Annotated in this window: 24 protein-coding genes; 8 read left to right on the top strand and 16 right to left on the bottom strand. The window is 69.4% G+C overall.

What is annotated here, in order from left to right:
* Nucleotides 1-104 precede the first annotated feature (104 nt).
* Nucleotides 105-752, bottom strand: a complete 648-nt coding sequence (locus AC5592_RS21555; RefSeq protein ID WP_063065264.1) for a DUF305 domain-containing protein — start codon at nt 750-752, stop codon at nt 105-107.
* Nucleotides 753-2,330, bottom strand: coding sequence for an LVIVD repeat-containing protein (locus AC5592_RS21560; RefSeq protein ID WP_063065265.1), 1,578 nt, complete (start codon nt 2,328-2,330; stop codon nt 753-755).
* A gap of 256 nt (nt 2,331-2,586) precedes the next feature.
* Between AC5592_RS21560 and AC5592_RS21565 the strand changes: the two genes are divergently transcribed.
* Both AC5592_RS21565 and AC5592_RS21570 read left to right on the top strand, forming a co-directional pair.
* A complete protein-coding gene (locus tag AC5592_RS21565) occupies nt 2,587-2,961 on the top strand; it encodes a DUF8021 domain-containing protein (RefSeq protein WP_227463122.1) in 375 nt (124 codons plus the stop codon).
* Nucleotides 2,962-3,019: 58 nt separating this feature from the next.
* Nucleotides 3,020-3,493 carry a nuclear transport factor 2 family protein gene (locus AC5592_RS21570; RefSeq protein ID WP_036500964.1) on the top strand — a complete coding sequence of 158 codons (474 nt, stop codon included), beginning with the start codon at nt 3,020-3,022 and terminating at the stop codon, nt 3,491-3,493.
* Nucleotides 3,494-3,509: 16 nt separating this feature from the next.
* Here the strand turns inward: AC5592_RS21570 and AC5592_RS21575 are convergent, their stop codons facing one another.
* The 4 genes from AC5592_RS21575 to AC5592_RS21590 form a co-directional block, all read right to left on the bottom strand.
* Nucleotides 3,510-4,409, bottom strand: a complete 900-nt coding sequence (locus AC5592_RS21575) for a 3-methyladenine DNA glycosylase (protein ID WP_232329490.1) — start codon at nt 4,407-4,409, stop codon at nt 3,510-3,512.
* Nucleotides 4,406-5,470, bottom strand: a complete 1,065-nt coding sequence (locus AC5592_RS21580; RefSeq protein WP_063065266.1) for a hemolysin family protein — start codon at nt 5,468-5,470, stop codon at nt 4,406-4,408. Before AC5592_RS21580 ends, AC5592_RS21575 begins: the two co-directional genes overlap by 4 nt.
* A complete protein-coding gene (locus AC5592_RS21585) occupies nt 5,463-6,845 on the bottom strand; it encodes a hemolysin family protein (RefSeq protein WP_063065341.1) in 1,383 nt (460 codons plus the stop codon). Before AC5592_RS21585 ends, AC5592_RS21580 begins: the two co-directional genes overlap by 8 nt.
* 333 nt (nt 6,846-7,178) lie before the next feature.
* On the bottom strand, nt 7,179-8,615 hold the full coding sequence (locus AC5592_RS21590) for a GuaB1 family IMP dehydrogenase-related protein (protein WP_063065343.1): 1,437 nt from the start codon (nt 8,613-8,615) through the stop codon (nt 7,179-7,181).
* Between the two features lie 68 nt (nt 8,616-8,683).
* Here AC5592_RS21590 and AC5592_RS21595 point away from each other — a divergent pair, with 68 nt between their 5' ends.
* Complete coding sequence (locus AC5592_RS21595; RefSeq protein ID WP_063065267.1) at nt 8,684-9,142, top strand: PPOX class F420-dependent oxidoreductase; 459 nt, start codon at nt 8,684-8,686, stop codon at nt 9,140-9,142.
* On the opposite strand, the gene AC5592_RS21600 is transcribed toward AC5592_RS21595, so the two are convergent.
* Nucleotides 9,139-9,666, bottom strand: a complete 528-nt coding sequence (locus tag AC5592_RS21600; RefSeq protein WP_063065268.1) for a DnaJ family domain-containing protein — start codon at nt 9,664-9,666, stop codon at nt 9,139-9,141. The genes AC5592_RS21595 and AC5592_RS21600 overlap by 4 nt on opposite strands.
* Nucleotides 9,667-9,812: 146 nt before the next feature.
* Here AC5592_RS21600 and AC5592_RS21605 point away from each other — a divergent pair, with 146 nt between their 5' ends.
* Complete coding sequence (locus tag AC5592_RS21605; protein WP_063065269.1) at nt 9,813-11,234, top strand: ethanolamine ammonia-lyase subunit EutB; 1,422 nt, start codon at nt 9,813-9,815, stop codon at nt 11,232-11,234.
* A gap of 32 nt (nt 11,235-11,266) precedes the next feature.
* Nucleotides 11,267-12,151, top strand: coding sequence for an ethanolamine ammonia-lyase subunit EutC (gene eutC, locus AC5592_RS21610; RefSeq protein ID WP_083870747.1), 885 nt, complete (start codon nt 11,267-11,269; stop codon nt 12,149-12,151).
* Nucleotide 12,152: 1 nt separating this feature from the next.
* On the opposite strand, the gene AC5592_RS21615 is transcribed toward eutC, so the two are convergent.
* The 7 genes from AC5592_RS21615 to AC5592_RS21645 form a co-directional block, all read right to left on the bottom strand.
* Nucleotides 12,153-12,455: a GNAT family N-acetyltransferase gene (locus tag AC5592_RS21615; protein WP_198163906.1), complete on the bottom strand. Its 303-nt coding sequence runs from the start codon at nt 12,453-12,455 to the stop codon at nt 12,153-12,155.
* Nucleotides 12,456-12,701: 246 nt separating this feature from the next.
* The gene (locus AC5592_RS21620; RefSeq protein WP_232329491.1) at nt 12,702-14,351 is read right to left on the bottom strand and encodes a DEAD/DEAH box helicase; all 1,650 of its coding nucleotides are present in this window, start codon (nt 14,349-14,351) and stop codon (nt 12,702-12,704) included.
* Between the two features lie 262 nt (nt 14,352-14,613).
* Nucleotides 14,614-15,591 carry a M56 family metallopeptidase gene (locus AC5592_RS21625; RefSeq protein WP_036501017.1) on the bottom strand — a complete coding sequence of 326 codons (978 nt, stop codon included), beginning with the start codon at nt 15,589-15,591 and terminating at the stop codon, nt 14,614-14,616.
* A 63-nt stretch (nt 15,592-15,654) separates the two neighbouring features.
* A complete protein-coding gene (locus tag AC5592_RS21630; RefSeq protein WP_051024559.1) occupies nt 15,655-16,092 on the bottom strand; it encodes a BlaI/MecI/CopY family transcriptional regulator in 438 nt (145 codons plus the stop codon).
* Between the two features lie 77 nt (nt 16,093-16,169).
* Entirely contained in the window at nt 16,170-17,057 is an 888-nt protein-coding gene (locus AC5592_RS21635; protein WP_063065270.1) for an ABC transporter ATP-binding protein, read from the bottom strand.
* Nucleotides 17,054-18,088, bottom strand: coding sequence for a FecCD family ABC transporter permease (locus tag AC5592_RS21640; protein WP_084507013.1), 1,035 nt, complete (start codon nt 18,086-18,088; stop codon nt 17,054-17,056). Before AC5592_RS21640 ends, AC5592_RS21635 begins: the two co-directional genes overlap by 4 nt.
* A gap of 242 nt (nt 18,089-18,330) precedes the next feature.
* Nucleotides 18,331-19,401 carry a FecCD family ABC transporter permease gene (locus tag AC5592_RS21645; RefSeq protein ID WP_063065271.1) on the bottom strand — a complete coding sequence of 357 codons (1,071 nt, stop codon included), beginning with the start codon at nt 19,399-19,401 and terminating at the stop codon, nt 18,331-18,333.
* A gap of 100 nt (nt 19,402-19,501) precedes the next feature.
* Here AC5592_RS21645 and AC5592_RS21650 point away from each other — a divergent pair, with 100 nt between their 5' ends.
* The gene (locus tag AC5592_RS21650) at nt 19,502-20,209 is read left to right on the top strand and encodes a hypothetical protein (protein ID WP_063065272.1); all 708 of its coding nucleotides are present in this window, start codon (nt 19,502-19,504) and stop codon (nt 20,207-20,209) included.
* A gap of 219 nt (nt 20,210-20,428) precedes the next feature.
* Here AC5592_RS21650 and AC5592_RS21655 read toward each other — a convergent pair whose 3' ends face one another.
* Nucleotides 20,429-21,754, bottom strand: coding sequence for a bifunctional o-acetylhomoserine/o-acetylserine sulfhydrylase (locus tag AC5592_RS21655; protein WP_036501022.1), 1,326 nt, complete (start codon nt 21,752-21,754; stop codon nt 20,429-20,431).
* A 90-nt stretch (nt 21,755-21,844) separates the two neighbouring features.
* Nucleotides 21,845-22,387, bottom strand: a complete 543-nt coding sequence (locus AC5592_RS21660; protein WP_036501023.1) for an OsmC family protein — start codon at nt 22,385-22,387, stop codon at nt 21,845-21,847.
* 214 nt (nt 22,388-22,601) lie between these two features.
* On the opposite strand from AC5592_RS21660, the gene AC5592_RS21665 reads away from it, so the two are divergent.
* A complete protein-coding gene (locus AC5592_RS21665) occupies nt 22,602-23,060 on the top strand; it encodes a PaaI family thioesterase (RefSeq protein WP_198163907.1) in 459 nt (152 codons plus the stop codon).
* A gap of 94 nt (nt 23,061-23,154) precedes the next feature.
* Nucleotides 23,155-23,457 carry an urease subunit gamma gene (locus tag AC5592_RS21670; protein ID WP_036501026.1) on the top strand — a complete coding sequence of 101 codons (303 nt, stop codon included), beginning with the start codon at nt 23,155-23,157 and terminating at the stop codon, nt 23,455-23,457.
* Nucleotides 23,458-23,464: the final 7 nt, after the last annotated feature.

Below are 23,464 nucleotides of genomic sequence, written 5' to 3' on the forward strand. Positions count from 1 at the left end.
ACCTGCGCCGGCCGGGGAAGTCACTCCGGCCCACCGGCCGTCTCGTGGGGACGCCGAGCCGGCGGACACCGCAGTGGTGTGCCCCTGCGCCGTGCCGGAAGAGCCTAGGGCAGTGGTTGTGCCCCACGCTGGTTCAGCATCAGCGCGATCAACCCGGTCTCCTGACTCTGGGCGACGAGCATGGCCCGGGCCTGCTCCTTCACCGGACCGGAGGCGATCTGTTGATCGGCGGCGCGAGCCATCGCGATACCGCCTTGGTGGTGGCGGTACATCAATTGCAGGAACAGGACTTCCGCATCGCGGCCGCGAGCGGCCGAGAGCCGATCCAGTTCGGCCATGGTCGCCATCCCCGGCATACCGGGCGAGGCGGCAGTGGACGTCGGGCTCATCGAATGATGGTGAGCCGCAGTCGTATCCGCGGTCATCCAGGCCATCGGCCGGTCCGTTGCCGGAGCGGCGTTCGCCAGACGCAGCCAGCCGAGCATGGTGCCGATCTCCACCCGCTGTGACTGGTCGATCTGCTGCGCCAGCCGCGATACCTGGGGATCCACCCTGGGATCCAGGCGCTGCACCATCTGGATCGCCTGCTGGTGATGAGCCGTCATATCCTGGGCGAACCCGATTTCGGTGGCATCGAGAACCGGTGCGGCGGTGTGCTTCTCGGGCAGGACGACCGGACGCAGCGCGGCGCCGATCACCAGCAGGATCAACGCCACCGCCGCGTAGGATCCCCAGCGTAGCCACCGCGACATCTAGGACCCCACGATCGACTGCTGGTCGGCGGGTGGTGAATACACGTCGTTGTCCAGTTGCAACACCATGAATCCGTTGTCGTTGCAGGAGGTCCACAGCTGGCTGCCGTGCCATTCCGGCGGCGCGAAACACCAGTCCGAGGACACGTCACCGAAGGCCAGCATCCCGGTGCGTGGCGACAAGGCCTGGGCCGGATCGAATTTGCCGTCCAGAATGGCGCGCGCCACCGAAAACCCTTCCAGCGCGGGCGGTCCGATCAGGGAACCCAGCGCGTGCGGGGAGTTCCACAGTTGCAGATTCTGTCCGGTGCGGGCGGGGGGATTGAAGTAGGCGATCTCGTGCACCCGGAACGGATCGCGCACATCGAATACCCGGATGCCGGACGATTCCCATCCGCAGGCCAGCGCCGTCGGATTCTCGGGACGGTCGGCCGCGCAGTAGTGCGGATCGTAGGAGAACACCGACCCGCCCATCGACGAGGCGAGCATGCTGTCCTGATTCTCCGGCAGATCGATCCGCAACTTGATCTTCTCGACGACCTTGGGGTTGTTCTCGTCGGAGAGGTCGACCAGTTTCACCCCGCCGGCTCCCGCCTCGTCGACGGTGAACAGATACGGCGTGCCGTCGTAGCTGACCGGCACACTGTGCTGGGTCGCCCAGCCGTCGGTCCAGAACACCCGGCCGATGTGGTTGACCTGCGGATTCGGATCGCGACGCTGCACCGCGCTGATATCGAGCACGGTGAATCCGCCCAGTGCAGACAGATACATGCGGTTGCCGTCGGGGCTGATGCCGAAGCCGTGCGCCTCGATGCCGGTGAGCCCCTGCCAGATCACGTGGGGGTTCGCCGGATCGGTGAGGTCGACCGCGCTGACGAATCCGGGCGCGATGCCCGAGGCCCAGTAGGTGCGGCCGTCGGGGGAGAAGCCGCCCTCGTGGGTGGTGATGGGCAGGGGCATGGCCAGGTTGGTGCCGGGTCCCGGGTTGAGCAGTCGTGGATGCGCGCAGTCGGAGATGTCGTAGACCGACAGGTAGCCCGTGCCCTCGAGGAACGGAACTCCGGTGCCCACCAGCAGTTTCCGTGCGGTGTTGACCTTCAGGCTCTCCCAGGTGCCGGCCATCATCGCCGGTTCGGTGAGGGTGGTGCTCAACACCGGATGCGCCGGGTCGGAGGCGTCGATCACCTGCACGCCCTGTGCGGGACCGAGCAGATCGCCGGGGAAGAACGAGCCTGTGTAGGAGCAGTGATCGTAGGTGGTCGAGGTGATGCCGGCGCCGTGCCCGGCATATCCGCCGACGAACGACATATTGCAGGTGTAGCCCTGCGTGCTGCGACCGGAGGCGCGGTCCGCGGCCGGAACGTCGCCCTGCATACCGGTTTCCGGTCGCGAACCCGGACCGCAGTCGGCCGGGGGCACCGCGACCTTGCCGATATCGAGGAATTCCTGTACCTGGGTGGCGATATCGGATTGCAGATCCGCTGATGCGCCGCCGACCGGCAGGATCGCGGCGGCGAGTACGGCGGCGGCCGCGGCGATGAGTGGTTTGGGCGTGCGTCTGCCAGAGCTCCGCGCCATTGCGGGACCCCCACTTTCCACAGTGAAACGGGCTGGGCGTCACCGCCGCCGAGATAGTCGGTACCACCGGTTGCGGACAACGCATCGAAACGGTAGCTCAGCCACCTTCTCATCGGGTCGGTTTTCGGAGAAAGCGGTCCGGGTGCTCCGAGCTGTTGCGCCGCAGCAACACGTGAGACAAACTCTGCGCATGGGAATGAAACACGTTGCAGTCATATCGGGTGCGGTGGCTGCCGCGTTGAACGCCGGAGTGGGAATGGCTGCGGCAGCACCGAATCCGGCCGATACGCCCCGGCAGGCCGTCGCCCGCGCATATATCGACGCGCTGGTTTCACACGATGCGAGTGCCGTGCCGTTCGCGCCGGACGCCACCCGGGTCGAAGCCGGGCTGAAAACGGGCTATTCGGGGCCGCAGCTTACTCAGGAGCTGAATCACGGCGTCCAATATTCGGTAATTCAGGATATTCGCGATCTGCGGATGACCGAATGCGGTGATGTGGTGACCGCACGCTATCTGCTCGACTCCGGTGTCGCCGGAGTGCGGTTGATGACCGTCGACATCACCGAGACCTTCGTCATTCCCGACGGCACCATCCACACCATCAACGCCACCATCGACCCGGTGGTGTGACCGCGCGCGGCGCGGGATCGGAAAGCACCGGAACCCAACCGGAGAGCGAGGAAAAGGTATGTCCGACAACGACGAACCGCGGGCGGTAGTGCTGCGGCTGTGGGCGGCACTGGCCCGGCGCGACTGGGACGCGGTGGCCGCATCGCTCACCGAGGACTGTATCTACCTCGACGTGCCGACCGGTCCCACGCTGGCGGCGAAGGGACCCGCCGACACCGTCAAGCGCCTGCGCATCGGGCTGGCGGGGCTGGCCGAATACACCAATCACGACGGTCTGCTGGTCGCCGAGGGGCCGGACGTGATCTACGAGCACTCCGAAACCTGGGTGTGGCCGACCGGCGAGCGCGCCGAACTGCCCTTCGTCTCGGTGCACCGCGTACGCGACGGGCGCGTCTCGCTGTGGAAGGACTACTGGAACTTCGAGACGCTCACCTCGGCGGCGCCGTCCACCTGGCTGGCGGATTTCGCGGCGGCGGATATGTCGTGGATCTACGACGCCACGGCGGAATTGAGTATCCGGCGCGCGAGCTGAGCCGCTCACCACGCGGTCAGAACGACGCGAGCAGTGCCCGGCAGCGGCCGAGCAGGTGGGTGCGCAGCGGTTGCGCCCGCCGGGCCAGCTCGGATTGAGCGCGGACGTATTCCGCACGGCCGCCGGGGGTTTCGATGGCGATCGGCTGATAGCCGTAGTCGGTGAGGTCGTAGGGGCTGGCGCGCATATCGATTTCGCGGGCCGCGCAGGCGAGAGCGAAACAGTCCAGCAGCAGATCGGAATCGATCAGCGGCACCAGTTTGAACGCCCATTTGTACAGATCCATGCCCGCGTGCAGGCAGCCGGGCTGTTCCCGGCGGACCTGGTCCTCGCGCGTGAGTTGTTCGGTATTGCGTGGCGCGGCCTCGGGGGTGAAGAAGCGGAAGGCGTCGAAGTGCGTGCAGCGCAACGACATCGAATCGACCACGGCGTCGGTTCCGGCGCGTCCGAGCCGCAGCGGGACCTGCCGGTGGCGCACGTCGTCGCTGCGGTAGACCATCGCCCACTCGTGTAATCCGAAGCAGGACAGGTGCGCCGGCCGGTCCGCGGTCGCCGACAGCAGGGCCGCGACGAATTCCACGGTGTCGCGGCGGCGGTCGAGAAAGGCCGGGTCGGCGGTATGGGCCGGTCCGCCGGACGTCTCGACCCGGTGGTAGCCGCGGCGTTGTGCGTACTCTTCGGCGTCGGCCAGCGCCACGCCGAAACCCGGATGCCAGCGGCGCAGCTGGGCCGGTTTGTGGCCGTAGTAGGTGAACAGGAAGTCGATCACCGGATGTGTGCCGCCGTCGGCGCGGTGGCGCAGGTACGGGCCGACCATCTCGTCGACCCGTTCCCGATGCGCCTGTGCGCGGGCCCGCCATCGGTGCGGCGGCAGGACCCGAAGCCCCTGCGCCGCCGGTGTCGCGTCCACGGTCATTCCGCCACCCGGTGGGTGGCGTCGCGCACGGTGCCCACGAACTCTTCCACCAGATCCTCGAGCGCGACGATGCCGACGGTGTTGCCGCGGGTGTCGATGACCCGGCCCAGATGGCTGCTGGTGCGGCGCAACCGGGCCAGTGCCTCGTAGAGCGTGGTGCCCATGCTCAGCGTCGGCAGCGGCCGGATATCGGTGCGCGGGATCGGTGTCGACGGTCCGGCCGAATCGTCGGCCACCTTGTCCAGTACGTCCTTGACGTGCAGATAGCCCACCAGCGAGCCGTCGGTGGCGCGCACCGGATAGCGGGAGAAGCCGGTTTCGGCGACCGCGGATTCGATATCGCCGAGGGTGGTGCCGTCACCGCTCAGCGGCACACACCGCGTCTTGGCCAGCGGGACCATCACATCGGCGACGATGCGGTCGGTGGTGCCCAGCGCCTGAGTGAGGCGGCGGTGCTCCTCCTCGTCGATGAGACCTTCCGAGCGGGATTCGCCGATCATCTCCGCCAGCTCCACCGACGACACCGTCGCGTCGAGTTCGTCCTTGGGCTCGATGCGCAGTGCACGCAGAGTGAGATTGGCGGCCAGGTTGTACAGGCCGATCAGCGGGCGGGCCAGGCGCAGCCACCACAGCATGATCGGAACCAGCAGCAACGCCACCCGCTCCGGCCCGGCCAAGGCGATGTTCTTCGGGATCATCTCGCCCATCAGCATGTGCAGGATCACCACGATCCCCAGGGCCAGCGCGAATCCCACCGGATGCAGCAGCTGATCCGGTACGCCGACCAGATCGAACGGACGCTCGAGCAGATGTGCGATCGCCGGTTCGCCGATGCGGCCCAGCAGCAGCGAGCAGATGGTGATGCCCAGCTGGGCGGCGGCCAGCATCATCGACAGATGCTCGGCCGCGCCGATCACCGTGCCGGCTCCCCGTTTGCCTTGGGCGGCAAGGGTTTCCAGCCGGTCTCGGCGGGCCGAGATGAGCGCGAACTCGGCCCCGACGAAGAAGGCGTTGGTGCCGAGCAGGACGACGGTCAGCAACAGTCCGAACAGATCACCCATGGCTGAGCTCCCACGTCGTCACCGCATCGGCGTCCACCGGCTGCATCAGCACCCGGTCGATGCGTCGTCCGTCCATTCGTTCCACCCGGGCCAGCCAGCCGCCGTGGGTATGCGGCTGCATCGCGTGCCCGTTGGTCGAGCTGGGGGTGGGCAGCAACACCTCGTCGCCGGCCACCGGAATCCGGCCCAGGGTGGTCAGAACCAGCCCGCCGAGGGTGTCGTATTCACCCTCGGGCGCGTCGTAGCCGGTGGCCCGCGACACCTCGTCGATGCGCAACAGGCCGGAGCAATTCCAGCCCAGGGCGGTGCGGCGCACGTCGAGTTCCTCCTCGTCGTGCTCGTCGCGGACGTCGCCGAGGATCTCCTCGATGATGTCCTCCATGGTCACCAGGCCCGCGGTGCCGCCGTATTCGTCGACGACCAGCGCGAGCTGCATCCCGTCGGCGCGCACCCGTTCCAGCACGGTGTCACCGTCGAGGCTGGCGGGCACGATCGGCACCGGACGCGCGATCGAGGACAGCGCGATCGTGCCACGCTGCCCGCCCGGATACAGGAACGCCTGTTTGACGTGCACGATGCCGAGGGTGTTGTCCAGATCGCCGTCGATGACCGGAAAACGCGACAGTCCGGTGCGGCCGGCGGCGGCGATGAGATCGGTGATGGTGTCGTTCTGATCCAGCGTTTCGATCTTCACCCGTGGCGTCATGAGGTCTTCGGCGCTGCGCTCGCCGAACAGCAGCGAGCGGTCCACCACGAGGGCGGTGCGCTGATCGAGCGATCCGCGCATGGCGGAGGTGCGCACCAGCGAGCCCAGTTCCTGAGGTGAGCGTGCCGACCGCAATTCCTCGGCCGGTTCGATACCCATCCGGCGCACCGCCCAGTTCGCGGCGCCGTTGAGCAGTTTGATCAGCCAGGAGAAGACCGTGGTGAACACGATCATCGGACCGGCCGTCCAGCGCGCGGTGGTCAGCGGTTTGGCGATCGCGATGTTCTTGGGAACGAGCTCGCCGTAGGTCATCGACAGCGAGGTCGCCAGCACCAGGGCGATCACCAGCGAAATACCCTGCGCGGTCCCGGGGCCGGCGCCGAGTGCGGTGCAGATCGGCTCGATGAGGCGGGCCAGCACGGGTTCGGCGATATAACCGGTGACCAGGGTGGTGATGGTGATGCCGAGCTGCGAGCCCGACAGCTGGAACGACAGGGTGCGATGCGCGTGGCGAACCTGGCGGGCGCGACGGTCACCCTCGCGGGCGTGCGCCTCGACGGTGCTGCGCTCGAGTGCGGTGAGCGAGAATTCGGCGGCGACGAAGATCGCCGTGCCCGCGGTGAGCGCGATGAATCCCAGCAGGCTGACGATGGTGAGCACTACGGACACGATCGGCACCGCCCACCGGGTAACGGAGGATCTGCGGAGACGGAGGCGCCGGGTTGGTCACCCGGCTCGGTAGAGGAGCCCTCCTGTGTGGCGCCCTCGGACGCGGGTGACAACTGGTTCCTTTCGCAAGTGGACGAGCCGAACAAAAACGCAATGCCGGTCGGCGGAGCAGTCCCCGCCGGTCGGCACAGCCTATGTTACCGGGATCCCCGCGGCGACCGAGCGGCACGGCGCGCCGCGCCCCCTGCGGCGCGGCGAATCGGCTCGCGGCGGCCGCGGAGACGCCCGGTGTGTGGCGGGCTCCTCCTGGCCCGCCGTCCGCGTGGGTGAGCCTCACCACCCCGAGGGCAGCGGGCGTCCTTCCGCGAAACCGGCGGCCGACTGCACGCCGAGCACCGCCTTCTCGTGCAGTTCGGCGAGCGTGCGGGCGCCGGCGTAGGTGCAGGCGCTGCGCACGCCGGAGCAGATGTGGTCGATGAGGTCCTCGACGCCGGGGCGTTCCGGATCCAGCCGCATCCGCGAGGAGGAGATGCCCTCTTCGAACAGCGCCTTGCGCGCGCGGTCGAATCCGCTGTCGGCGGCGGTGCGGGCGGCCACGGCGCGCTTGGAGGCCATGCCGAAGCTCTCCTTGTAGGCGTTGCCGTCGCGGTCCACGCGCAGATCGCCGGGCGATTCGTAGGTGCCGGCGAACCAGGAGCCGATCATCACGTTCGACGCGCCCGCGGCCAGTGCCAGCGCCACGTCACGGGGATGACGGACGCCGCCGTCGGCCCAGATGTGCACGCCGAGATCCTTTGCCGCCGCGGCACATTCGGCGACCGCGGAGAACTGCGGGCGGCCGACGCCGGTCATCATGCGGGTGGTGCACATGGCGCCCGGGCCCACACCGACCTTGACGATGTCGGCCCCCGCCTCGGCCAGGTCGCGGGTTCCGGCCGCGGACACCACATTGCCCGCCACCAGCGGCACACCCAGTTTCAGATCGGCGACCGCGCGCAACGCCTCGAGCATCTTCTCCTGATGCCCGTGGGCGGTGTCGATGACCAGGACGTCGGCGCCGGCGTCGACCAGAGCCTTCGCCTTCCCCGGAATATCGCCGTTCACCCCGACCGCGGCCGCGATGCGCAGTGTGCCGTGACGATCCACGGCGGGGGTGTAGATACCGTCGCGGACCGCGCCGGTGCGGGTCACCACACCGGCGAGGGTGCCGTCGTCGTGGACCAGCACCGCGAGACCGGCATGGGCCGCCTCGAGCCGGTCGAAGATCTCGCGCGGCGAGGCGGTGGCGGCGGCGCTGACGAAATCGGTGTCGGCGACGGTACGCAGCCGGGCGAAGCGGTCCACATCGGCGCAGGCCGCTTCGGTGACGACACCGACCGGCTTGTCGTTCTCGACGATCACCACGGCGCGGTGGGCGCGCTTGTGGATCAGCGCCAGCGCGTCCGACACCGAATGATCCGGCCCCAGCGTGACGGGGGTGTCGGCGGTGAGCGAACGGCTCTTGACGAAGGAGATGGTGTCGGCGGCCGCGGTGATCGGCAGGTCCTGCGGCAGCACCACGATGCCGCCGCGGCGCGCGACCGTTTCGGCCATGCGGCGCCCGGCGACCGCGGTCATGTTCGCGACCACGATGGGAATGGTGGTGCCGGTTCCGTCGCTGGTGGACAGGTCCACATCGAACCGCGACGACACATCGGTGCGATTGGGTACGAGGAAAAGATCGTCGTAGGTGAGGTCGTACGGCGGCGTGTGTCCTGGGAGAAACTGCACTCCGGCCATTGTAGGGGAATCGATCATGGCAGGGTGGGTGCGAGAGGACCGTCGAGAAAGGATCGCCCATGCCACGGATCGCGACCGCCACCGAGGTCGACCGGACCGAACTGCTCGACTTCGCCCGCGAGCGTCACCGCGGCGTCCTGGTCACCACACGCGCCGACGGCGCCCCGCAGATGTCTCCGGTGACCTGCGGCGTCGACGGCTCCGGCCGGATCGTGATCTCCACCTATCCCGGGCGGGCCAAGACCCGCAACGTCCGGCGCGACCCGCAGGTGTCGATCTGTGTGCTGTCCGACGACTGGGACGGCCCGTACGTCCAGATCGACGGGCGCGCCGAGGTGCTCGACATGCCCGAAGCGCTGGACGGACTGGTGGACTACTACCGCTGCATCGCGGGTGAGCATCCGGACTGGGACGACTATCGCGCGGCGATGGCGCGGCAGAACAAGTCGTTGATCCGGATCGAGGTGCAGCGGTGGGGGCCGGTCGCCACGGGCGGATTCCCGCCTTCGCAGGATTAGGCGGCGCCGGGGCGGTCGCGGCGGAGCAGTCGGCGCCACCACGGTGGGCGGCTGTCCTGTCGGCGCGTGGAAGTGGTTGAGGGAGAGGCCTTTCCGCTACCGGTGGCCGGCCGTTGCCGGATGCGCCGGTCGGCGCGCCAGCGCGCGACCACCTCGTCGGCTCGTGCGGGGGCGAGGCGGACGTGTGGTCCGTGTGGCATCCGGATCCATTCCACGATGCGCATGTTGAGCTCGGAGACGTAGGCGCGGACCTCGGCCTCGGAGTCCATCTCCGCGACCCGCTCGGGCAACCGCTCCAGATCGCGGCGCAGCGTCAGCGAGGTCGGCAGCAACGCCTCCCCGCCCACGCCCTCGCGGCGCAGGTAGTTGTTCAGCCACCAGTTCTCGTCGTACGGCTCGCCCATGCCGGGCAGGGGTTTGCCGGTGCCGGCCAGATTGTCGAATTCGCCGCGCTCGGTCGCCTCGCGGATCTGCTTGTCGATCCAGGATTCGAATCCCATGCGGGCCGGTTTGCGTTCGGTCATGCGCGCCTCCCCGTGGTGTCGGAGTGCTTACCCGATCGTAACGCGTTGGGACATAACGGACATCGCAGGGTGCGGGCGCGGCGGTACGCTGGCAGCCACCACCGGCGGTGAGGGTGGACAGGACGCGCGTATCCGCAGGAGACCCGATGACGCGGTATCAGCAGACCCTCCACGGCCGGACCTACGCCTTCGACGGGCTGGTCGAGCTGCTGGCGAAGGCGACACCGCTGCGCAGCGGCGACGAACTGGCCGGATGCGCGGCGAGTTCGGACGCGGAGCGGGCCGCGGCGCAATGGGCGCTGGCCGAGGTGCCGCTGCGCGAATTCCTGAACGATCCGGTGGTGCCGTACGAGACCGACGAGGTCACCCGCTTGATTCTCGACAACCACGATCGCGCCGCCTTCGCGCCGATCGCGCACCTGTCCGTCGGCGGGCTGCGGGACTGGCTGCTCGCGGTGGCCGCCGGATCGGAGCCGGAACCACCGGCAGCGGTATTGCGTTCCGTGGCAGCGGGTTTGACGCCGGAGATGGTGGCGGCGGTGAGCAAGCTGATGCGCAATCAGGATCTGATCGCGGTCGCGCGGGCCGCCGACGTGCGCTCCGGTTTCCGCACCACTATCGGACTGCCGGGGCGGCTGGCCACCCGGTTGCAGCCCAATCATCCCACCGACGATCCGCGCGGAATCGCCGCGGCGGTACTCGACGGATTGCTGCTCGGCTGTGGTGATGCGGTGATCGGCGTGAATCCGGCCACCGACTCGCCGCGAGCCGCCGCCGAGCTGCTGACGCTGCTCGACGACGTGCGGACCCGATTCGACATCCCGGTCCAGTCCTGCGTGCTCGCCCATGTGACCACCACGCTGGGGCTGATCGAGGCGGGGGCGCCGGTGGATCTGGTCTTTCAGTCGGTCGCGGGGACCGAGGCGGCGAATGCGAGTTTCGGGGTGAATCTGTCGCTGCTGCGCGAGGCCGATGCCGCCGGACGGTCGCTGGGGCGCGGAACCGTCGGCGACAACGTGATGTATCTGGAAACCGGGCAGGGCTCGGCATTGTCGGCGGGCGCGCATCTCGGTACCGGCGGCAGGCCCGTCGATCAGCAGACGCTCGAGGCGCGGGCGTACGCCGTCGCGCGGGAACTGGAGCCGTTACTGGTCAACACGGTCGTCGGGTTCATCGGCCCGGAATATCTGTACGACGGCAAACAGATCGTGCGGGCCGGGCTCGAAGATCACTTCTGCGGCAAACTGCTCGGCCTGCCGATGGGCGTCGACGTTTGCTACACCAACCACGCAGAGGCCGATCAGGACGATATGGACACCCTGCTCACGCTGCTGGGCGCGGCCGGCGTCGCGTTCGTGATCGCGGTGCCCGGGGCCGACGACGTGATGCTCGGCTATCAGAGCCTGAGCTTCCACGACGCGCTGTACGTGCGCCGGCTGCTGGGACTAGCGCCCGCGCCGGAGTTCGAGCAGTGGCTGGCGGGGCTGGGGATGCTGGACGCGGCGGGCGGTATCGCCGCGGTGGAACCGCTGAGCTCGCCGCTGCGGGAATTGGCGGGTCCCCGATGAGCGCGGGGCGCGGTGACGCGGGCGAGATGGACATGGCCGGCGTCGGGCGGGCGCGCCATACCGCTGGAGGTGGCGCGGACAGCGAGTCGTTCTGGCGGGAATTGCGCGCGGCGACGCAGGCGCGGATCGGGCTCGGCCGGACCGGTGACGCACTGCCCACCGCGCGGGTCCTGGAATTCCGGGCCGCGCATGCGGCGGCGCGCGACGCGGTGCACACATCCGTGGACGTGGATGCGCTGTGCGAACGGGTCGCCGCGCTGGACATCGGGACGCCGATCCGGGTGCGCAGCCGGGCGCGAGACCGCGCGGAATATCTGCGCCGGCCCGATCTCGGGCGAGCGCCCGAGGATACTTCCGCGATACGAAAGTTCCCCTCGCCCACAGGTTTCGACGTGGGCTTCGTTCTTGCCGACGGTCTGTCACCCCGTGCGCTCGCGACACACGGGCCGAACCTGCTCGCCGCCCTGGTCGACGAACTCGCCCCGCACTACGCGCTGGCCCCGCCGGTGATCGCGACCCAGGCGCGGGTGGCGATCGGCGACCATCTCGGTGCGGCTCTCGGCGTGCGCACCGTGCTGATTCTGATAGGCGAACGCCCCGGCCTGTCGGTGGCCGACAGCCTCGGCATCTACCTGACTCACCGGCCTCGCCCCGGCCGCACCGACGCCGAACGCAATTGCGTGTCGAATATCCACCCGCCCGACGGGTTGGGGTATCGGCAGGCTGCCTCCGTGGTCGCGGGTCTGGTGGCAGGCGCCCGTGCGCTGGGCCGATCCGGTGTCGACCTGAAGGACGGCTCATGCACCGATGCCGTGAAAACCGCTGTGGTGGAAGGTATTCCGAGAGGCGATGCGACGCCGCCCCGTCGAATACGAACCTTATGGGGACCCGTCGACCACACCGGTGCTGGTTCATGAATCAGTTGCTCGGGTGCGGAAGCGTGATCCAGTACCGCCGCGCGGGGCCGAGAGCGGTGTCGCGAATTCCTTCGAACACTCCGCCCTGGCTCTGGATGGTTTTCGCGGAGGCGACGTTGTCGACGGCGCAGACGAGCAGAAGGCGGTCCATGCCGAGCTGGTGGGCGTGGTCGAGCATTCGTCCCAGCGCCCAGCCGGCCAGCCCGCGCGGCCGGGCGGATGCCGAAGCCGATGTGGCCGGCCCAGCGCACGTACTCGTCGAGATGGTGACGCAGCGCGATCCCGCCGAGGACGTGTTGGTCACGGACGACCCACCGGTATGTCGTGTGCGTCGACTCGTCGGCCAGCCGCGCCACCCAGGTCGCGAATCCGGCCGGCGAGTCGACGTCGTCGGCCGGTGTCAGCCCGAACCCGTCTTCATGTGCGCCGGGGCCCCATTCGGCATGCGCATCGAGCCAGGCGCTGTGCAGTTGCGTGGTCGGCGCGATGAGGTCGAGCACTCGGTGACTGTAGCGAGTCGGCGCTGGGCCAGGCAGATCCCGGTGGGTGTTCAGTGGGCGCGGCGCGTGCGAGGGCGGTGGGGGGCGTGCGATGGCCGGGTGTTTCGCCGGGACGTGCCGGGCGTGTCGACTTTCCGCGTGTCGGCGGCCGCGGGTGGGGCGGCGGCCGGATCGGAGATCGGGCGCCCGGTCGGCGGCCGCGCCCCTGTGATGTCGGTGAGCCGGGGATCGCCCGCGCGTACGCGTATGTGATGGAACTCGATTGCGGCGTCGTGGAGTACTGTCTCCGTGCCCGCATCGGTGCCGATCGTGACGACGACGCCGCTCGCGCCCGCGCGGCCCGTGCGACCGGAGCGATGCAGATAGTCCTTGGCGTCGGCGGCGGGATCGACATGCACCACCAGCGTGACCTCGTCGACGTGGATACCGCGCGCTGCCACGTCGGTGGCTACCAGGACCGGTGCCACGCCGGACGAAAAGACGGCCAGGGTGCGCGTGCGCTGCGCCTGACTCAGCCCGCCGTGCAGCGCGACGGCCCCGACGCCCGCTTCCCGCAGCCTCCGCGCGAGTTTGTCCGCGCCGTACTGGGTGCGGACGAACAGCAGCGTGCGCCCCTCCCGCCCGGCGATCTCCGTGACCACCGCGCGCTTGTCGGATGCTCGCACCTGCAGTAAATAGTGGGCGACCTTCGCCGTGCCGGAAGGGGAGAGCCCACCGAGCTCGCTGCCGGTGCGCGAGCTGCCGGCCCCGGCAGCCGGAGCGTCGGCCGTCTCGGGTGCAGCCACCGAATCCGTTGCCTCGGAGAGCGATTCGGTCCGCGCGGCACGTACGGCTCGTCCATGTGCCGATTCGGCCGGCTGTCCGGTCGTCCCGGAATCCGTGCCGGTTTCGAACGCGCCCGGCTCGAGCGCTGCGGCGTGGCGCCCGGCGTGCTTTTCGGTGTCACCGGCCCCGCCCTCGACTGGCACCGCGATGGCCTGCGTGCCAGGAGCGGCGAGTCCGGGCTCGGCTTCTCCCGCGCGACGCCCGGCTTGCTCGGAGGGTCGCCGCGTCGCGGCGGTGGTCGTCACGTCGTGGTTGACGGGGTCGTTCAGATACGTGTGCACCAGTGTGTCGACGGCGGCGTCCAAGGTTGCCGAGAAGAGCAGGTGCTGGGTGTCGGCGGGGAGGCGGTCGAGGATCGCTCGGATCTGGTCGATGAAGCCAAGTTCGGCCATGTGGTCGGCCTCGTCGACCGCGACCACGCGGACCGCGTCCAGGCCGACCTTGCCCTGGTCGATGAGGTCGGTGAGCCGGCCGGGGGTCGCGACCAGCAGGTCCACCCCGCGAGCCAGGCGATCGGCTTGCCGTTTGATCGGTACGCCGCCGACGGCGGTCGCCACTCGCAGGCCCAGCGCCAGCGCCGCCTCGTCCAGGGCCGCCTCGATCTGCGCGGCCAGCTCGCGGGTCGGGGCGAGTACGAGAGCACGAGGACGGCGTGGTGTGGACGCACCGCGCCGCAGCCGGACCAGCATCGGCAGGCCGAAGGCCAGTGTCTTGCCGGAACCGGTGGCAGCGCGTCCCAGCACATCGCGACCGGCGAGCACATCCGGAATCGCCGCGGCCTGAATGGGAAAGGCGGTCTCGAGACGTCCGCGCCGCAACGCCTGGACCAGATCGACCGGCAGGCCGAGTTCCGCGAATCCGGGCCCTGCGAGCACGGCCGGACCTGGAGAATTTTCGCTGCCGGGCGATGAGGTCGACAGTTCGGTGTCGTGGCCGGCTCGGCGACCGTCCTTCGGCGCCCGGTCTCCGGCACTCGACGTGCGGTCCGATCGTCCCTTGGGCTCGCTCGTCGGCCGGCCGCCCGCGGTCCGCCCGGAACCTCCCGAAGATCGCGTGCCCCGGGGCCCGCCGCGTCCGAAGGGCTTGTCCCCGCGGTTGTTCGACTGCCGGCCGCGAGCTCCCGGTGAACGCCGTCGCTCAGGCACTCAGCAACCGGTTCAATTCGACCAGCCACGGAATCGCCACCGCGAGGGTCGGAACCACCAGGATCGCGGCGGCCGTCGCATAGGCCGCGGTCGCGATGCGCAGATCGCCGAGCGGACCGGTCAGGCGCTGGATGCGGATGAGCGTCGTCGGGCCGCCGGCGGCCATCGCTCCCTGGGGGGCGGTGGAATTCGAGCAGGTCACCAGGGCGCGGGCCAGCGGGGTCGGGCCGGTGACCTTGACGGCGGAATCGTCGGCGAGCAGTTCGATCAGCAGTTTCACCGAATCCAGCGCGGATTTGCTGCGCACCACCCGTGGGAACGCCTCGTGCGCGGCGGTGAACGCCTCCAGCACCAGGTCGTGGCGGGCCCGCAGATGCGAACGCTCGTGGCTCACGATCGCGGTCAGCTCGGATTTCGACAGATTCGCGAACGTTCCCTGGCTCAGCACCACGCGCTGGCGCAGACCGGGCAGGCAGTAGGCGATGGGTTCGGCGGCGGCCAGGACGCGGATATCGGCGGCCCGGGTACCGGCCAGCGGTGAGGTCGCGATCAGATCGCCGTGGGTCGGGTCGCCACCCTGGTCGAGCAGGTCGACCAGCATCCGGTGCCGGGCGCGGCGGCGGCGGGTGTGCACGCCGACCCGGATCGCGGCATAGATCAGGCGCGCGCCGACCAGCAGGGTCAGCGCGAAGACGACGACGTAGATCAGCCAGAGCCCCAGACCGAGCGCGTCGATCTCCTTGGTCGGGGAGGTGGTGGGGCGGCCGTCGGGTCCCGGGACGAGCAGCAGGCTGGCGATGGCCAGCCCGGATCCGAACGCCGACAGCACCGCCGCCAGCGCGACCGCCTGCCACAGCACCAGCGCCGCGCGGGGTGTCCGGTACGGCCAGGTGGCTCGGCTGAGCAGAGCCGGGACCGGTCCCGCGAGAAGCAAGGCGAGACCGGCGAAGACCGGCGCGGTTGCGTTCATACTCAGCTCACTGCGTTGTGGGGCCAGGGGCCCGAGATCGCGGCGGCGGAGAGCACCACGCAGCTACTGCGGCGGGGCGACTCCGTTGTCGTCGGACGCGGTGTTCTCGTCCTCGGACGGGTTGCGCGCGGTCTCGGTTGCTTCGAGCTTAGCGAGTGCATCCCGGAGTGCGGCAGCCTCATCCTTTCCGACCTGTTCGACGAAGTGCACGAGCGCGGCGCGCCGGGAACCGACTTCGTCGGCCTGCTGCAGCGCGTCGACCATCAGACTGGCCACGAGTTCGTCGCGTGTGTGCACGGGCGCGTATCGATGTGCCCGGTCGTCGCGCTGCTGCACGACCAGATTCTTCTTCGCCAGCCGCTGTAGCACCGTCATCACCGTGGTGTACGCGAGCTCGCGGCGCGCGGCGAGGGCTTCGTGGACCTGCCGTACCGTCTGCGGTTCATCGGCCGACCACAACTGGTCCATGACCGCTTTCTCGAGTTCACCAAGACCTGCCATCCCTCCAGCTTACGGAGGCAACGACACAAATGCGTACTACAGTTCGTCGTAACCGGTCGGTAGCTGTGTGGGATTTTTCATAGGGTGGTCGGGGAACTCGCGGAATCGGTCGCGCGTGGTCCGCCGACCGCGCCGATCACGTGCCGGGATCCGATCGGCACGATCATCGGCCGCTCCGACACCGGATCGGTGTGCACCTCGGCGCGCAGGCCGAATACCGTTCGCAACAGTTCGGTATCGATCACCTCACCCGGCGCGCCCTGGGCGACGATGCGGCCCTCGCGCATGACGATCAGCCGGTCGCTGTAGCGGATGGCCAGGTTCAGATCGTGCAACACCATGACCACGGTGCGGCCCAGATCGTCGTGCAACCGGTCGACGAGGTCGAGCACCTCCAGCGAGTGGGCCAGATCCAGATAGGTGGTGGGCTCGTCGAGCAGCAGAATGTCGGTGCCCTGGGCCAGCGCCATGGAAATCCACGCGCGCTGACGCTGCCCGCCGGACAGTTCGTCGAGGGTGCGGTCGGCCAGTTCCGCCACGCCGGTCTGGGCGAGGGCGTGCGCGACCTCGGTTTCGTCGTCGGCCGACCACTGGCGCAGCCACGATTGATGCGGATGGCGGCCGCGCGCGACCAGATCGGCCACGGTCAGGCCTTCCGGCGCGACCGGGGTCTGCGGCAGCATGCCGACGATGCGGGCGACGTCGCGGGTTTTCATGGTGGCGATCGCCTTGCCGTCCAACAGGACTCGGCCCGCGTTCGGCCGCAGCAGGCGGCCCAGTCCACGCAGGAGGGTGGATTTGCCGCAGCCGTTCGGGCCGATCACGGTGGTGATGAGGCCGGGTTCGATATCGACGCTGAGGCCGTCGACGATGACGCGGCCGCCGTAGCCGAGGGTGATGTTCTCCGCGGCGAGGCGGTGCGCGTCGTCGTGGCCGGTGCTCCGGTGCGGGGTTCGGGTGCTCACAAGGTCGCCTTCCGGTTCACGCGTATCAGCAGCAACAGCAGGAACGGTCCGCCGAACGCGGCGGTGACCAGGCCGACCGGCAGATCGACCGGAACGACGGTGCGGGCCGCGACATCGGCGGCGACCACGATCAGCGCGCCGGTCAGAGCCGAGCCGATCACGGGCTCGCCGGGAGTGCGCAGCAGCCGGCGCGCGATCTGCGGCGCGGCCAATCCGACGAAGGCGAGCGGGCCGACCGCCGCGGTGGCCAGCGCGGCCGCCGCCACCGCGGCGCCGATCAGCACCAACTGCTGAGTCTGCACGCGCACACCGAGCGCGCGGGTGGTGTCGGAGCCGAAGCGCAGCGCGGCGAGGGTGCGCGCCGAGCCCGCCGCGATGGCGATCACGACGACGAGCCCCGCGGCCGCGGCCGCGGTCCGATTCCAGTCCGCGCCGTTGAGCGAGCCGGTGAGCCACAGTTGCGCCCGGGTGGCGTCGTCGAGGCTCGCCCGGGTGACGAGCCAGTTGATACCGGCCAGCAGCAGCGCGTTGACCCCGATGCCGATGAGGATGAATCGCATTCCGCTCAGCCCGGTGTCGCCGCCGCTGTTGCGCCCCAGCGCCAGGACGCCGATGAGTGCGGCCGTGGCCAGCCCGCCCGCCAGCGCCGCGAGCGGAACGCCCAGCGATGCCACGATTCCGGTGGCGGTGCCACCCGCTCCGGCCAGGACCGCCACCGCGGCGAAGCTCGCCCCGGAGGTGATGCCGAGGACGTCGGGACTCGCGAGCGGATTGTGCAGGATCGACTGGGTGATCGCACCCGCGATGCCGAGCGCCGCTCCGGCCACCAGCGCGGTGACCGCTCGCGGCAATCGCGATTCCATGACGACGTAGCGCTGCGAGCGGGTCCCGCCGCCGGTCAGCACGTCCAGCACCCGTCCGAGCGCGATGTGATAGTCGCCAACCGAGATGTCGACCACGAACAGCACCGCGATCGCCGCGGCGAGCGCGAGCAGTGACAGCAGCATCGAAAGGCGAAGTACCGCAGACATTCCGGCGATTCGCACGGCCGGCTGGACCCGGGTCAGCTCCGCGCCGGATCGGCCCCCGTCGGGAGCGTTCCTCGAATCGTCGACGGAGCCGGACGCCGCCTCGACAGCACCGGGAGAGTCGCCGCCGAAGCCGGACACCGCCTCGGTGCGGGCGCTCCCGGTCTGTTCGTCTCCAGTGGTCCCCGCCCCGGTATTCGATTCCGTGCCCGCGGCGTCGGAAGTGCGGATATCGCTGCGCGCGTTCACAGTTCGGCCACCTTCCGCCGGCGCACCAGGGCGATGAAACAGGGGGCGCCGATCGCGGCCAGCACGATACCGGCCTGCAACTCGCCGGGCGGTGCGATCACCCGGCCGACGACATCGGCCAGCAGCAGCACGATCGCGCCGAGCAGCGCCGAATAGGGAATCAGCCAGCGGTGATCCGGGCCGGTGATCATGCGGCCCAGGTGCGGAACGACCAATCCGAGAAAGGCGATCGGGCCGACCGCGGCCGTCGCGGCGCCGGTCAGCAGCACCACCGCGGTGAGTCCGATCGCGCGGTTGCGCGCGATGTTCACCCCGAGTCCGCGTGCGACGTCCTCGCCGAGGCCGATCGCGTTGAGCCCGGGCGCGGCCAGGATCGCCAGCACCGCTCCCGCGAGGATGAACGGCGCCACCTGGGCCGCCACCGCGGGGTCGTGACCGGCGGGTGTGCCGACCACCCAGAAGCGGTAGGTGTCCAGCGCGGCCGGATCGAGCAGGATCACCGCATTGGTCAGCGCCTGCAGCAGTGCGGTGACCGCCGCACCGGCCAGGACCAGCGTCAACGGGGTGGACCGGCTGCCGCCGGTCGCCGCGGCGCCGAACACCGCCACACCCGCCACCAGTGCCCCGGCGAAGGCGAACCAGATGTACTGGCTCGGCTGGGTGAGCGCGAACAGATGGATGCCGAGCGCGGCCAGGAACGCCGCGCCCGCGTTGAGGCCGAGCAATCCGGCATCGGCGAGCGGATTGCGCGTGTAGCCCTGGATGAGCGCACCGGCGATACCGAGCGCGGCGCCGGTGAGCAGTGCGAGAATCGTTCGGGGCAGGCGCAATTCGCGCACGATCCGATCGGCCTGCCCGTCTGCCGGGCAGGTGAACGGCACGCCGTCCGGACAGGAGACGGCATGCCAGATCTCGGCCGGGGACAGCGATTTCGCGCCGACGGCGAGTCCGGCGACGACGGCGAGCAGCAGCACCCCGGCCAGGAGTGCCAGGCCGCTCGCACGGCGACGGGGGGTGGTGACGGCGGCGGACACGGCGGCGAACGACTCCTGGGTGACGCGTTTCATGGCGATCGGGCACTTGCGCGGCGACCCATCGCCGGACAAGTCTGGTAAGCCTAACCTATCTTCCGTTGTCGACCGTAATGCCGAACGTTGAGGGGGTTCGATGTCCGAACCAGTGACGATTTTCCCGGCTCGCCGTCTCGAGCCGGCGTTCGAACAGATCTGCGTCCGGCTGCGCGCGCTGCAGCCCGGCCATCCGCGGGTCTACGCCATGGCGGCGATGGCCGAACAGGGTCGCCGGCGCTGGTGGCGACTGGCCGACGGGGTGCGCGAAGGTCGCATCGAGCTGATGTATCGCCGGCACGCGGCGGAGATGGTCAGCGCTGAGATCGCCGCCGAGGTGGTCGCCACCGCCCTGATCCATGCCGTGGTCGGCCGGGTGGTCGCGCTGGCGGTCTGCGACAACCGGGCCTGGGATCCCGGGCTCGAGAATCTGTGGGTGCACACCGACAACGACGGCGGACTGGACTGGGCGGGCCTGTCCGACACGACGATTCGCGTGGTGGCGGGTGATCCGCTGGCCGGGCGTCCGGGTGTGGTGACGCTGCCGTGTGATCGGGCGCTGTCGGTGTGGCTGGCGCATCGCTGTGAGGCGGCGCTGACGCTGGTGTGTGAGAGCCTGTATCGCTGTGCCGGGCTGAGCCGGGCGCGATTCTGGAATCTGGTGGGCGAATCCATCGTCGGCGCGGCCACCTACGTGCCGGAACTGGCGCGGACCGGCGCGGATGCCGGGACCGAGCGAGGGCAGGCGTTGCTACTGGCGCTGGCCGATCGAGGGTTGCCGGTGCGACGCTCTTGCTTAGTTAGGTAAGGCTGACCTACACTCAACTCGGCGTCCGGATCGAGCGAGAGTCCCGAGGGCTGCGGTCGACTCCCCGATCCACTGCCCGCGGCGGGCCCTTCGTCTGGAGGGTCCGCCGCGTCGTTTCCGAACATTCGCGCGCGAATCCCGATGTGCCGGTTGGTGTTTCGCAGACATGACGATGCCCGGTCCACCGCAGGGTGGCGGCGAACCGGGCATCGGTGAGAACTAGTGCGTGGCGTCGAAACCGGTCCGCAGGTCGGCGAGGATGTCCTCGATCCCCTCGATACCCACCGCGAGCCGGACCAGGCCCGGCGTCACGCCCGCGGACAGCTGCTCCTCGGGAGTCAGCTGCGAATGCGTGGTCGAGGCCGGGTGGATGACCAGCGAACGCACATCGCCGATATTGGCGACATGGCTGTGCAGGGTCAGCGCGTCGACGAACTTCTTGCCCGCGTCGACACCGCCCGCCAGTTCGAAGCCGACGATCGCGCTGGCGCCCTTCGGGGCCAGTTCCCGGCCGCGCTCGTACCACGGCGACGACGGCAGCCCCGCGTAGAAGACGCTGGTGACCTCCGGCCGCTCGGTGAGGAATTCAGCGACCGCCTGCGCGTTCGCGACGTGGCGCTCCACCCGCAGGCTCAGCGTCTCGAGCCCCTGGGCGATCAGGAACGCGTTGAACGGGGCCACCGCGGAGCCGAGGTCGCGCAGCAACTGCACCCGCGCCTTCAGCGCGTAGGCCGGCGCACCCAGATCGGCGAAGACCGCGCCGTGATAGCTGGGGTCCGGGGTGGTGAAGCCGGGGAAGCGCGAGTTGCCCTGCTCGTCGGTCACCGTCCAGTCGAATGTGCCCCCGTCGACGATCACGCCGGCGATCGCCGCACCGTGGCCACCCAGGTACTTCGTCGCCGAGTGCACGACGATGTCGGCGCCGTGCTTCAGCGGCTGGATCAGATACGGGGTCGGCACGGTGTTGTCCACGATGAACGGCACACCGGCGGTGTGCGCGACCTCGGCCAGGCCCGGCAGATCCAGGATGTGGTTCTGCGGGTTGGACACCGTCTCGCCGTAGATCGCCTTGGTGTTCGGGCGGATCGCGGCGCGCCACTGATCCAGATCGTCGGGATCTTCGACGAACGACACCTCGATGCCCAGTTTCGGCAGCGTGTAGTGGAACAGGTTGTAGGTGCCGCCGTAGAGGCGCGGACTCGACACGATGTGGTCACCGGCGCCCGCGATGTTGAGGATCGCGAAGGTTTCGGCGGCCTGGCCCGAGGACAGCAGCAGCGCCGCCACACCGCCCTCGAGGGCGGCGATGCGCTGCTCGACCGCGTCCTGGGTGGGGTTCATGATGCGGGTGTAGATGTTGCCGGGCTCGGCCAGACCGAACAGTGCCGCCGCGTGATCGGTGTCGCGGAAGGTGTAGGAGGTGGTCTGGTAGATCGGCAGCGCGCGAGCGTTGGTGGTGCCGTCGGGAATCTGGCCGACGTGAACCTGCTTGGTCTCGAAGCTCCAGTTCTGCGCCGGATCGTTCGGCTCGACGGAGTCGGTCATGGGTTTCAGCTCCAAAAGGTGTCGATGGGATGGGTCGTCGCGCATGGGGCGGCGGTGCGCCGCCCCCAAGGATGCCCGATTCGCGAAGAATCAGGCGGAAACTGTGGAGTTTTCCGATTCGGAAGTGATCAGTCTGGTCAGCACGGGCGTCGGCCCGGTGGAGATGTCGAGAACCGGGCAGTGGGCGTCCACGGCGGCCTGCAGTTCAGCGTAACGCTGCGCCGGCTCCGGGCCGTCGATATGCACAGTCACCCGGACCTGCTGGAATCCGGCGCGCACGGTGTCGTCGAGGCCGAAGAAGCCGCGCACGTCGAGGTCGCCCTCGGCGTCGATGCGCAGATCGTCGACGACGATGCCCAGGCGCTGCGCCCAGAACCGGTAGGTCACCACCTGACACGAGATGAGCGCCGCGAGATAGAACTCGACCGGATTGGGTGCCGTACCCGCGCCGCCCAGCGCGGCCGGCTCGTCCACCCGGACCGTGTAGGTGCCGGCCGTGACGGCGCTGCCGACGGCGCCCTCCGCGATACCGGCGGCGGAGAACAGGACCTGCGCCTTCGCCGGATCGCCGGCCACGGCCTGTGCGGTGGCGTCGACGATGTCGTTGAGCGGAGTGTCCGATGCGGCTGTCATGGCCGCCACGGTAGGGCCGCGCGGATGCGGGAGCGAGGGTTGCGTTCGCCGTGATCACAACCGTAGCCGGATCGCTGTGAGTGCGTATACCCCTGCGGTACAACGATTTTCACATGTTATCACCAGGTGTGCTGCTCGATTACCGGGCTCGCCCGCGCCCGGGCGTGCGGCACCGCCGTACCGGGCGGTACCCAGGTGGTGTAAGTGTTTTTCTATGACACAGCACGACCGATTCGAGGCTCGTTCCCTGGCGGATGTCACGCCCGAGCAGATGACCCGCTACAGCGAGGGGACCTTCACCGACCTCATCGGTCTGAAGTACACCGAGGTCGGGCCCGATCGTGTGGTCGGGGAGTGGGTGGTCTCGCCGCAGTTGCATCAGCCCGCGGGCATCGTCAACGGCGGGGTGTACTGCACGATCATCGAAACCCTGGCCAGTGTCGGCGGCGGTGTCTGGTTCGGCGACCGCGGACATGTGGTCGGCGTCAACAACAACACCGACTTCCTGCGCGCGGTCCGCGAGGGCAGTCTGCGCGGTGTCGCGACCCCGATTCACCAGGGCCGATCGCAGCAGCTGTGGCAGGTGCAGATCACCGACGAGCAGGACCGGGTGGTCGCGCGCGGGCAGGTGCGGCTGCAGAATCTCACCGCGGACGGCGCGGTCAAGAGCTAGCCCCTGAAGCGAGCGCCGACACGACGACGAGCGCACCCGGTACGGCCGTGCCAAGATATCGAGCACCGTACGACCGAGCAGCCGAGGAGGCGATGTGCGTCTGTCACCGCACGAGCAGGAACGGCTGATGCTCAGCTACGCGGCCGAGTTGGCGCGGCGGCGGCAGGCGCGCGGGCTCAAACTCAACCACCCCGAGGCGGTCGCCGTCATCACCGACCACGTCCTGGAGGGCGCCCGCGACGGCCGCACCGTCGCCGAGTTGATGTCCTCGGGCCGCACCGTGCTCACCCGCGACGACGTGATGGCGGGTGTGCCGGAGATGATCCCCGACGTCCAGGTCGAGGCCACCTTCCCCGACGGCACGAAACTGGTGACCGTGCATCACCCGATCGGCTGAGGGGCAC

Source organism: Nocardia violaceofusca NBRC 14427 (assembly GCF_963869435.1).
Classification (GTDB): Bacteria; Actinomycetota; Actinomycetes; order Mycobacteriales; family Mycobacteriaceae; genus Nocardia; species Nocardia aobensis.